Genomic DNA, 9,929 nt, shown 5'->3' with positions numbered 1-9,929 from the left:
TGGTCCACAGGTGGGGGCTGTAGCCGATCCACACTTCCCTGGCGGTATCGGGGCAGGTATCGGTCCACACCCAGCCCATGCTCCGGCTGGAGAGGTAGCGATCACGCAGGTGGTAGTTTTCCAGCCCTTTGTAACTCAGTTCCTTGTAAAGACCCGCGCCAATGTACTCATGGATGACCAGCTTTTCGCCCTTCGGGCCTTTCATGAACACGTAGACATAGCCCGGGCGTAAAGCGCGCAGGGTGTAGGCAGAGTGTTGCAGCGGGGCGAAGCCCTGTTCCAGGTTGAACCCTGCATCGGCATAGCGGCAGGCGGGAGTGTCGCCGGTGCGTGGCACGATGGCATAGCGCACCGGCAGGATGGGGATGCGTGCAGTACAGGCGGGACCGGAAGTGGCGCTGCTAACGGAAGAATTGCTCATGCGAGTTCCTTGCTCAGAGAGCAGTCTTTTCAGACCAAACGCGTAGAACGGCCTGTTCCAGTGCAAATAACGACTGGAAGGGAGTTGGCTGAGGCTAATGCGGTAGGAAATATCTTCCTTGTTTTAGAAGATGAAAAAAACGTTCGGCTTGTTAAGGCTCAGGCGACAGACAATGCCTCGATTTCTCCTTTTTGGTCGAGGCTGAAAGTGTAATATTTTATTTGAATGTTTTTTGTGTTTCGCGAGTGTGGTTTATAAGTGGAAAGTTTGACCTTTGCTGTAGGAGTTGTCTTACATTTTAGGCGGTCTTTAAACTTTCAGTTCTTGCACTTGGCCATTACTACTTGGCAAGTTCGGGGTGCGCCCCCCGAGCGGCCGGCATAGCGTATGCAATTGTTCATGGATTTCTGCCGCGCAATACTCAGGGTATTGCCCCAGGCCAGGCCGCCTTCGCCAGTCGTGGGTACGGCTTTGGCGAAGCAGTTGGAGCCTACTGCAGGCGTGGCGTACCGCGCCTTGCTGCCTTTGCTGGAGCAACCAGCGGTGAGTGCCAGGCTGAGGGCGAGCAGGGTGGTCAGGGCCCAGGATGCGTTTGGTCTGCTCACGTTTTCCCCTTCTGCGCTTGGCAGCAAATGCCTTGCAGGATATTTCATTGTAGCGAAGCGGTGAACTATCGCGTCGTGACGGGGCTCCTTTGCTAAGCGCACCCTGCGCTCACCTGATGGCGCAAGCCCATCAGCCCCCTGGGTCACTGAATGAAAAGGAGGCACTGTGACCGCCACTGACCAAACCCTCTACCGCTGTACCCCCAGCCCGCTGCACGCCCTGTTGCTGGCAGGCAGTGTCCCGTTGTTCCTTGGCGCGCTGCTGAGCGATATCGCCTACTTCAACAGCTACCAGATTCAGTGGAGCAACTTCGCCGCCTGGCTGATCGCCGGCGGCCTGGTGTTCTGCGGGTTAGCCCTGTTGTTTGCGCTGGCCAACCTGATCCGCGCCGAACGCAAGGGCGGGCGCGCCACACTGTACTTCGTGCTGCTGCTGGTGACCTGGGTGCTCGGCTTGATCAATGCGTTCGAGCACGCCAAGGACGCCTGGGCGGTGATGCCCTCGGGGCTGGTGTTGTCGGTGATCGTGACCGTGCTCTCGGTGGTGGCTGCCTGGACCGGCTTGAGCAACCTGCGTTCGGGAGGTGCAGCATGAAGCCTTTGCATGCCTTGAGCTTATTGAGCATGGCGGTGTTGCTGAGTGCCTGTGGGGGTGACGGTGAGCCTACCCAGGCCCATGGGCCGGACCCGAAGCTGCCCGATCCGCAGCGCGGGCTGCTGCCGAGCATGAAGATTGCGCAGCCGGTTGCGTGGGGCGAGCAGAAACCGGCCGTGCCGGAGGGTTTCAGCGTCACGGCCATTGCCACTGACCTGAAGATTCCGCGGCAGAGCCTGGTGCTGCCCAATGGCGATATTCTGGTGGCCGAGGGCAGGGGTGGCAGCGCGGCCAAGCTCAAGCCCAAGGATGTGATTGCCAGCCAGATCAAGGCCAAGGGCAATACGCAGGTCAAGGGTGGTAACCGCCTGACCCTGTTGCGCGATGCCGACGGCGATGGCACCTACGAGGTGCAGACCGTGTTCGCGGAAAACCTCAATGCACCCTATGGCCTGGCCTTTGCCAACGGCAAGCTGTATGTGGCCAACCAGGATGGGCTGGTGCGCTTTGACTACAAGGAAGGCCAGACCCAGGCCGACGGCCCGCCCTCCAAGGTCACCGACCTGCCGGCCGAGATCAACCACCACTGGACCAAGGCGCTGACGATCAGCCCGGATGGTCGCTACCTGTACGTGGGAATCGGCTCGAACAGCAACATCACCGAGCGCGGCCTGGAGGTAGAGATTGATCGGGCCATGGTCTGGCAGGTCGATGCCGAAACCGGCGCGCACCGGCCTTATGCCACCGGCTTGCGCAACCCGACGGCATTGACCATTCAGCCGCAGACCGGGCAGTTGTGGACGGTGGTTAACGAGCGCGATGAACTGGGCCCTGACTTGGTCCCGGACTACCTCACTTCGGTGCGCGAAGGTGGCTTCTATGGTTGGCCTTACAGCTACTGGGGGCAGAATGTAGATGATCGGGTGCGGCCGCAAAACCCGGACAAGGTGGCTGCGGCGATCAAGCCGGACTACAGCCTGGGCTCGCATGTGGCTGCACTGGGTGTCGACTTCTCGATCCCGGCAATGGGCAAGGAGTTTGCCGACGGAGTGTTCGTGGGCGAGCACGGCAGCTGGAACCGGCCCGACCCGGTTGGCTACAAAGTGATATTCGTGCCGTTCAGCAATGGCAGGCCGGCAGGTGAGCCAATCGACTTTGCCACGGGCTTTCGCGATAAGGATGGCAAGACCCGTGGGCGACCGGTGGGGGTGACCGTGGACCCGCGCGGGGCGTTGATCATTGCCGATGACCTGGCCAATACGGTGTGGCGGGTGACGCGAAATCGTTGAGTCCTGGTCTGGCCCAAGTCCACGCTCCCATGGGAGTGGGTTCATCCGCGAAAAGCCGGCGAGGTGGTGGCACCGGCAGGGTGGCGGGCAACGTCTATGCTTGTTGGCGCGTGAACAATTCGCGCCCTTTTTTAGTTGATCACATGGAAGCAGGTCTATGAATCCGATTCGCTCTCTCGCTCGTGCTGTTGCCTTGGCCACGCTGGCATCCACTGCCAGCTTCACGGTGCAGGCTGCCGATATCCCGATTGCCAGCGAGGCGCTTGAAAGCCACGTCACCACGCAAGTTACAGCCATCGATCTGGCTAACCGCCAGGTCACGGTTAAAGGCCCTGATGACAAGAAGGATGTGACGTTCCAGCTCACGGAGAAGGCCAAGGCCTTGCCCAACCTCAAGGTCGGTGACCAGGTCGACATCTTCGTTACCCGCGCCGTGGCTTATGTGCTCAACACCGATGTGGGCGGGGCGCCGAAGGCCAGCGAGGAGGCCGGCACCATTCGCGCCACTGCGCAAAACCCGAACCCGGGCGGCGAGGCATTCCGCCAGGTCCGGGTCACCTCGCAGATCAAGAAGATCGACCTCAAGAAGCATGAAGTGAGCCTGCTGCCACCCGAGGGCAAGTTGCAGGTGGTCAAGGTCGAAAACCCGGACTTGCAGGCACGCATGAAGAATCTCAAGGTCGGCCAGACGGTCGATGCGATCTTTACCGAAGTGCTGCGGGTCGAAACCTCCCGCTGAGCATTTCCTGAGACAAGCTACGGGTTGCCCGTACATGAATCCGTCGTGATGCCTTGCATGACGGCGGATGCTGTAGGCGACCCGCACGCAAAAATCCTCATCGGGAGCGAATCGCAACCACTCCGAACATGCGCCTGACGAATAATCTACGTGCATGCGTTCAATTTCCATCAATGGACAGAATTTTCGATCATTGCCTGAACATTTTCAGTAATGAGGGCTGCCATGTTCAGTAAAACGCTGTGCCTTCTGGTGCTTCCCTTTGCTTTGGCGTTGCTTGCTGGGGCAGTGCTGCCGTTCCAGGCTGCGGGTAATGCCGCCGTTGGCCGTGCCCTGGGGCATTGGTTGTGGGGGGCATTCACTTCGTTGACGGTGAGTTCGCTGGTGGTAATCGCCGCACTGCTGATTCTCAGGGTGCCGGTACCGGACCTGGGCAAAGCCCTGCAGGGGCCTTGGTGGCTGTGGGTTGGCGGTGTGCTGGGGGCAATGTATGTGGCTGGTGCTGCGGCGCTAACGCCCAAGCTGGGCGCGGCGGGGTTCCTGGTGTTGGTGGTGGCGGGGCAGATCATAACAGCGGTGCTTGCCGACCACTTCGGGGTGATGGGGTTGGGAGGCAAGCCGCTGAGCCTTGCCAGGGTGGCAGGCGTAGTGCTGATTCTGTGCGGCGTACTGTTGGTGCAAGGCACCTGGTCGACGGCGCCAGCGACCAGTGCAATCACTGCGGTGAAGCAGCCAGAGGGCTGATCAGCGCCCCGGCTGACTGCAGGCCCACACGGTTTCGCGCAGCCAGCGGTGCCCGGGGTCGCTGTCCTTGCGGCTGTGCCAGGCCTGCTGGTAGTCGAACGAGGGGATGGCCAGGGGCGGCCTGAACTGGCGCAGTGTCTTGTGCTGGCGCAAGGAGCCCACTGCGCGGCTGGCTACTGTCAGGATCAGGTCGGTGCCAGCAAGTACCTCTACTGCCGCGCTCCAGTGTGGCAAGGCCAAGGCAATACGGCGGCGCAGGCCTTGGGCGGCCAGCGCACGCTCGATCTCGTCGAAGGCATCGGGGCGCATGGCCATCAACACATGCGGGCGTGCCAGCCAGTCTTCAAGGGTAAGGCCGCCGCTGGGGGGCAACACCTGGCGATCGGCAACGCTGATGAAATGGTCGGCAAACAGGGGCTGGGCGGTGATGTCCTGAGGCAGCTCGGGGAACAGGCCCAGTGCCAGGTCCAGTTCCCCATCGAGCAGTTGCGCCAGCATGGTTTCGCGGCTGGCCTGGCTGATGGCCAGGTCCACCCCGGGTGCTACCTGGCGCAGGTGGCGCAGCAGGGGCGGCAGAATGATGCGCGAGGAGTAGTCGGACAGCGACAGCCGGAAACGGCGCTGGGCTTTGGCTGGCTCGAACTGTGGGGTGGCCAGCAGGCCGTTGAGATTGCTCAAGGCGTCCTGTAGCGGTTTTACCAGCGACTGGGCACGGGCGGTGAGGGCCATGCCGCCGCCTTGGCGTACCAGCAAGGGGTCGTCGAAGTGCTTGCGCAGTTGCGCCAACGCGTGGCTAACGGCGGGTTGGCTGCGGTGCAGGCGCAGGGCGGCTCGGGTCACGTGCTTTTCGCTGAGAAGGGCATGCAGGGCGAGTAGCAGGTTGAGGTCGATCTTGCGCAGTTCATCCATGGGGTGAATAGCCTTGGTTAATTCCGCCGGTGTTTATTAGCTTAACAAGCCTTGCGCAGTCGTTGTGGGAACAGCCTTGTGTCGCGATGGGCCGCAAAGCGGCCCCGACGATATCTGCTACGGAGGTTAAAAGCTGAGGGCCGCTTCGCGCCCTATCGCGACGCAAGGCCGCTCCCACAAGGCCCGCATTGACCGTTGGGGTTATACTCCCCGTCCGTTTTACTGTTATCCGAGTACTCCGATGGGTCTTTCTGCAACTGCCATACCCGAACCGCGTCGCCTGGGCGCCCCTTTGATCGCCATGGCTTTACTGCTGGCTGGCGCCTGGTTCCTCAATCTGAATGCCGGCTCCAAGCAGGTATTGCTGCTGCTGATCGGTGCGGCGCTCGGCCTGACCTTGTATCACGCCGCCTTTGGCTTCACCTCGGCGTGGCGGGTGTTCATCAACGAGCGACGAGGCGCGGGCTTGCGTGCCCAGATGGTCATGCTGGCCCTGGCGGTGCTGCTGTTCTTCCCGGCATTGTCAGATGGCAGCCTGTTCGGCAACCCGGTCACTGGCCTGGTGGCCCCGGCGGGTGTCTCGGTCGTGTTCGGTGCGTTCATCTTCGGCATTGGCATGCAGCTGGGCGGCGGGTGCGCTTCGGGCACGCTGTTCACCGTTGGCGGTGGCAATGCGCGCATGCTGGTGACCCTGCTGTTCTTCATCATCGGTTCTGTAACGGCCACCCATCACGCTGACTGGTGGTTTGCCTTGCCGTCGTTCCCGGCAACCTCGATCGTGCAGGCCTGGGGTGTGGGGCCGGCGCTGCTGGTGAGCCTGGCAGTGTTCGGGCTGATCGCCTGGGCTACAGTGGTGCTGGAAAAGCGCCGACACGGCGCGCTGGAAGCGCCAGTTGCCAGCGAACACCAGGGTATGCGTCGCTTCCTGCGTGGCCCTTGGCCGTTGCTGTGGGGCGCAATTGCCCTGGCTTCTCAACTACGCGACCCTGGCGCTGGCGGGGCGGCCGTGGGGCATTACTTCCGCCTTCGCCTTGTGGGGTGCCAAAACCCTCAACGGCCTGGGCGTGGATGTCGGCAGCTGGGTGTTCTGGCAGGCGCCGGCCAATGCCAAGGCTTTGGCCTCGCCGTTGTGGCAAGACATCACCACGGTGATGGACCTGGGCATCGTGCTGGGTGCGCTGTTGGCGGCCGGCCTTGCCGGGCGCTTTGCGCCAAGCCTGAAAATTCCGCTGCCGTCGCTGGTCGCCGCGGTCATCGGCGGCCTGCTGTTGGGCTACGGTTCGCGCCTGGCTTATGGCTGCAACATCGGCGCGTACTTCAGTGGCATTGCCTCGGGCAGCGTGCATGGCTGGCTTTGGTTGGTGGCGGCCTATACAGGCAACCTGATCGGCGTGCGCCTGCGCCCGTTGTTTTTCGCCGGTGAGCGGCGCCCTGCGGTGCTGACGGGCTGCTGAAGCACCGAGTGAATTGCTGCAAGAGGTGCAGAAATCATCTGCACCTCGCCTGATTGTTCAACTTTTCCCAACTGATTAGCCTGACTCGAACACCCATCCAGCAGGATTCGAACATGGCTACCCGTATCACTCTCAATTGCACCGGCAGCGCCGACGTCATGCAGCCTGAACACGTGCAAGCACACCCCCCGGGGCCCGGCCAAGTCTGGCTGGAGCAGACAGCCATGGGCGTGAATCCGCTGGACCTGTTGCAGCGCAAGGGCGGTGCCCCTCTGGCCTTGCCTTCCGGTCTGGGGCTGGAAGGCGCCGGGCGAGTCACTGCCGTCGGTGATGGGATACACAACGTGCAGGTGGGGGACCGGGTTGCTTATGCCATGGGGCCGGTCGGTGCCTATGCCAGCGGCCGGTTGTTCCCGGCCGAACGGCTGGTCAAGCTGCCGCCGCAGCTGGAGGACGAGGCCGCAGCAGCGGTGCTGTTCAAAGGCATCACGGCGCAGTACTTGCTGAAAACCACCTACGCTGTGGGCCCGGGTACCCAAGTGCTGTTGTACGGCGCCGCCGGTGCCCTGGGCCAGCTGATGGCGCCTTGGGCGCGGCATCTCGGGGCGACGGTGATCGGCGTGGTATCACGCCCGCAAAGTGTGGCCAGGGCCCAGGCGGCCGGTTGCCATCATGTGCTGGTGTTCGACGCGGCAACGCTGGCCAGCGATGTGCGCAAGCTGACCCAGGGGCAGGGCGTGGATGTGGCCTATGACTGTGTTGGCAAGGTGTCGCTGGAAGCTTCGCTGGACAGCCTGCGGGTGCGGGGCCTGCTGGTGTCGTTCGGGGGCGCTTCCGGTGCGCCGGCGGCGATCGAGGTGGCCACGCTCAATGCCAAGGGCTCGCTGTACCTGACCCGGCCGTCACTGGCGGCACATACCCGCACGGTAGAGGAGTACCAGCAGCGCGCCGCCGATGTGCTGGCAGCCGTCGCCGAGGGTATCATCCAGCCTCGGGTCTGGCGTCGCTACCCGCTGGCCGAAGTGGCCAGGGCCCATCGGGACCTGGAACAAGGGCTGTCGGAGGGCGCGCTGGTCCTTACTGCCTGATGCCCGAACCCTGCCACCGAGCATAGCCATGGATGCCTTCGCCAGTCGCCGCGCCGATGAACTTGCCACCTTGCTGGCCCTCCACGAGCAGGGCTCGTTTGCCGCTGCCGGGCGGCAGCTGGAGCGCCACCCCACGGTGCTGTCGAAGCGCCTGAGTGCGCTGGAGGCGCGGTTGGGCATTCGCCTGGTGGAGCGCAGCACGCGGCAGCTGCGTTTTACCGATGAAGGCGAGCGGCTGGTGGCCAAGGTACGCGAGGCCAACCGGCTGATCGCCGAGGCGGAACAGGAAGCTGCCGAGGGTGCGGCAACAGTACGCGGGCGCTTGCGCCTGGCATTGCCGGCGGCCATGGGGCGGCGCTGGTTGAGCGGGATGCTGGCTGACTTCGTGCTGGCCTATCCGCAGGTGACGGTGGAGGCCGAGTATGCCGACCGTTTTGTCGACCTGATCGGCGAGGGTTTCGATGCCGCCATCCGCATTGGCGAGCTGGTGGACAACCGCCTGGTGGCCAGGAAACTGTGCGATCACAGGCGCATCCTGTGTGCGTCGCCCGAATACCTCGCTCGGCATGGCGTACCGGTACAGCCTGAGCAATTGAATGATCATAATTGCTTGTGTTTCAGTGGCTTACGTTCATTTCCTGAATGGCGCCTGATGAGCGGTGAGCGGCAGGTGAATGTGAAAGTCGCCGGCAGCCTGCGCAGCAACGACAATGAGGCATTGCTGGAGGCGGCGCGGCGCGGCGTGGGCATTCTTGCCGGCGGGGACTGGCTGATGGGTGAGGACCTGGCCAGCGGCCGCCTGGTACGGGTGCTGCCGCAATGGCAGCTGGACGTGGCAGCGGGCATTTACCTGGTACGCCCGACCGCTCGGCTGAACACTGCGGCCCTGGGCGCCTTCAAGGCCTGGCTGGAAGACCGCTTCCGGGCCGGGGCACCGTGGCGGTCTTGATACTCTTCTGCAGATTTAACGCATAACAGTCTGATAAATAACAGATTATCGTTTGGCTACCGCATGCTGAACACACTGCTCATAGTAAGTTTGCTTGATGGCTGCAGGCTTCAACCGCGAGCGGCTGTTGTAAGTCTGCTCGGTAATACCGAAGGCGGTCATGCGCATCCAGGGTTTGGGGAATTTGCGTACCTGCAGCTTCTTGCGCGTGGCATACAGGGTCACCCCGGAAAGCTTGGCCTGCTGGGCCTCGGCCGCTATCTGCGCACCCCAGCCGCAGGTGTGGCGATCATTCTGGCTCAGCGCCCGGGCCTGGGCGCCGAAAGCCAGCGTGGCCAGCAAGCAACCGGCCATCGTTGCTAGAAATACTCGCATGTTGCTGTCCTAAGCATCTGAAGAAAAACGGAGTTTGCCTTCGCTTTCCGATGCTGGGGGCCAGCAATTTGCCGTCAGATCACCGCCATGCGCAGCGGGCTGTCCGCTGGTGTGCGCAGGCTTGCCCAGGCCAGGCTGGCAACCCAGATCACCGACACACCATAGTTCAGGCGTTGATACAGGCCGAATAACTGGCCGTTTTGCGCTGCCTGGCCCATCAGCGCGACGGTAATGATCGCTAGTACCACACAGGCCAGGGAAAACAGCGCAAAGGCCCGCGAGCCGGCAATGCGATTGCCTAGCCACGCCCACAGGGCACTGGCCAGGGTCAGCGAGAGGAACATCAGCAGGCCGGACAGGTTATGCAGTTGCTGTGAGGTGGACGGCTGCGCCGGTGTGCAACCCTGGTCACAGGGGAACCAGCCGGTGCCCAGGCTACCGACACCATGAAGTAAGACAAGGGCTGCACTCAGCATTGCCAGTTTCGAACCACGCCAGCGCCGCGCCAGGCCCCAGGCAAACAGCGCGAACAGCGCGGCCAGTGGGAAGTTGTTTACCAGTGGCGACCAGCTGTGGGTTGGCGCGCCTACGGCGCCGAGCTGGCTCATGGCCTGTTGCAGGTGGTCATAGCCGGGGTAAGCCTGGGCGGTGAGCCAAACACCTGCCAGCAACCAGAGGGGTATCAGCAGGCCGCTGGCGAGCAATAGGCGGTCGAGGGGTTTCATGCGGCATTTTCCTTCCATGGATGAGTGAGCGCAAAG

11 protein-coding genes and 1 pseudogene are annotated in these 9,929 nt (G+C 62.6%); 7 read left to right on the top strand and 5 right to left on the bottom strand.

All coding sequences use genetic code 11. The features are described 5' to 3' along the window. Both WF331_RS27255 and WF331_RS27250 read right to left on the bottom strand, forming a co-directional pair. Nucleotides 1-421: toxin VasX (locus WF331_RS27255; RefSeq protein ID WP_340623498.1), on the bottom strand; the 421-nt coding region annotated here is incomplete at its 3' end. A gap of 317 nt (nt 422-738) precedes the next feature. After that, a complete protein-coding gene (locus tag WF331_RS27250; RefSeq protein ID WP_080642783.1) occupies nt 739-1,026 on the bottom strand; it encodes a DUF4189 domain-containing protein in 288 nt (95 codons plus the stop codon). A 166-nt stretch (nt 1,027-1,192) separates the two neighbouring features. Here WF331_RS27250 and WF331_RS27245 point away from each other — a divergent pair, with 166 nt between their 5' ends. The 4 genes from WF331_RS27245 to WF331_RS27230 all read left to right on the top strand — a co-directional run bounded on the left by WF331_RS27245 (nt 1,193) and on the right by WF331_RS27230 (nt 4,393). Further along, on the top strand, nt 1,193-1,621 hold the full coding sequence (locus WF331_RS27245; protein WP_016499295.1) for a DUF2231 domain-containing protein: 429 nt from the start codon (nt 1,193-1,195) through the stop codon (nt 1,619-1,621). After that, nucleotides 1,618-2,910 carry a PQQ-dependent sugar dehydrogenase gene (locus WF331_RS27240; RefSeq protein WP_340623497.1) on the top strand — a complete coding sequence of 431 codons (1,293 nt, stop codon included), beginning with the start codon at nt 1,618-1,620 and terminating at the stop codon, nt 2,908-2,910. The genes WF331_RS27245 and WF331_RS27240 overlap by 4 nt, the downstream gene beginning before the upstream one ends. 157 nt (nt 2,911-3,067) lie before the next feature. Beyond that, nucleotides 3,068-3,649 (top strand): hypothetical protein, encoded by a 582-nt coding sequence (locus WF331_RS27235; RefSeq protein WP_241801201.1) that lies wholly within the window; start codon nt 3,068-3,070, stop codon nt 3,647-3,649. Between the two features lie 225 nt (nt 3,650-3,874). Then, nucleotides 3,875-4,393: a DMT family transporter gene (locus WF331_RS27230; protein WP_016499298.1), complete on the top strand. Its 519-nt coding sequence runs from the start codon at nt 3,875-3,877 to the stop codon at nt 4,391-4,393. On the opposite strand, the gene WF331_RS27225 is transcribed toward WF331_RS27230, so the two are convergent. Continuing rightward, entirely contained in the window at nt 4,394-5,302 is a 909-nt protein-coding gene (locus WF331_RS27225) for a LysR family transcriptional regulator (protein WP_049275955.1), read from the bottom strand. A gap of 241 nt (nt 5,303-5,543) precedes the next feature. Here WF331_RS27225 and WF331_RS27220 point away from each other — a divergent pair. The 3 genes and pseudogenes from WF331_RS27220 (at nt 5,544) to WF331_RS27210 (ending at nt 8,793) form a co-directional block, all read left to right on the top strand. Beyond that, a pseudogene (locus WF331_RS27220) lies at nt 5,544-6,756 on the top strand (YeeE/YedE family protein). Nucleotides 6,757-6,869: 113 nt separating this feature from the next. Beyond that, a complete protein-coding gene (locus tag WF331_RS27215) occupies nt 6,870-7,844 on the top strand; it encodes a quinone oxidoreductase family protein (protein WP_016499301.1) in 975 nt (324 codons plus the stop codon). Nucleotides 7,845-7,872: 28 nt separating this feature from the next. Next, nucleotides 7,873-8,793: a LysR family transcriptional regulator gene (locus WF331_RS27210; RefSeq protein WP_016499302.1), complete on the top strand. Its 921-nt coding sequence runs from the start codon at nt 7,873-7,875 to the stop codon at nt 8,791-8,793. Between the two features lie 45 nt (nt 8,794-8,838). Here WF331_RS27210 and WF331_RS27205 read toward each other — a convergent pair whose 3' ends face one another. Both WF331_RS27205 and WF331_RS27200 read right to left on the bottom strand, forming a co-directional pair. Beyond that, the gene (locus WF331_RS27205; protein ID WP_016499303.1) at nt 8,839-9,168 is read right to left on the bottom strand and encodes a hypothetical protein; all 330 of its coding nucleotides are present in this window, start codon (nt 9,166-9,168) and stop codon (nt 8,839-8,841) included. A 74-nt stretch (nt 9,169-9,242) separates the two neighbouring features. Then, complete coding sequence (locus tag WF331_RS27200) at nt 9,243-9,893, bottom strand: DUF998 domain-containing protein (RefSeq protein WP_156859431.1); 651 nt, start codon at nt 9,891-9,893, stop codon at nt 9,243-9,245. Nucleotides 9,894-9,929: the final 36 nt, after the last annotated feature.

This window comes from Pseudomonas sp. YNh (assembly GCF_037993085.1).
GTDB lineage: Bacteria > Pseudomonadota > Gammaproteobacteria > Pseudomonadales > Pseudomonadaceae > Aquipseudomonas > Aquipseudomonas putida.
Note: the sequence above shows the minus strand (reverse complement) of the source record. Positions and strands in the feature narration are given on the sequence as shown.

What these genes read in the sequence shown, in the direction of transcription:
- WF331_RS27240 (WP_340623497.1), top strand. Translation starts at nt 1,618, where the DNA reads ATGAAGCCTTTGCATGCCTTGAGCTTATTGAGCATGGCGGTGTTGCTG.
- WF331_RS27235 (WP_241801201.1), top strand. Translation starts at nt 3,068, where the DNA reads ATGAATCCGATTCGCTCTCTCGCTCGTGCTGTTGCCTTGGCCACGCTG.
- WF331_RS27230 (WP_016499298.1), top strand. Translation starts at nt 3,875, where the DNA reads ATGTTCAGTAAAACGCTGTGCCTTCTGGTGCTTCCCTTTGCTTTGGCG.
- WF331_RS27225 (WP_049275955.1), bottom strand. Translation starts at nt 5,302, where the DNA reads ATGGATGAACTGCGCAAGATCGACCTCAACCTGCTACTCGCCCTGCAT.
- WF331_RS27215 (WP_016499301.1), top strand. Translation starts at nt 6,870, where the DNA reads ATGGCTACCCGTATCACTCTCAATTGCACCGGCAGCGCCGACGTCATG.
- WF331_RS27210 (WP_016499302.1), top strand. Translation starts at nt 7,873, where the DNA reads ATGGATGCCTTCGCCAGTCGCCGCGCCGATGAACTTGCCACCTTGCTG.
- WF331_RS27205 (WP_016499303.1), bottom strand. Translation starts at nt 9,168, where the DNA reads ATGCGAGTATTTCTAGCAACGATGGCCGGTTGCTTGCTGGCCACGCTG.
- WF331_RS27200 (WP_156859431.1), bottom strand. Translation starts at nt 9,893, where the DNA reads ATGAAACCCCTCGACCGCCTATTGCTCGCCAGCGGCCTGCTGATACCC.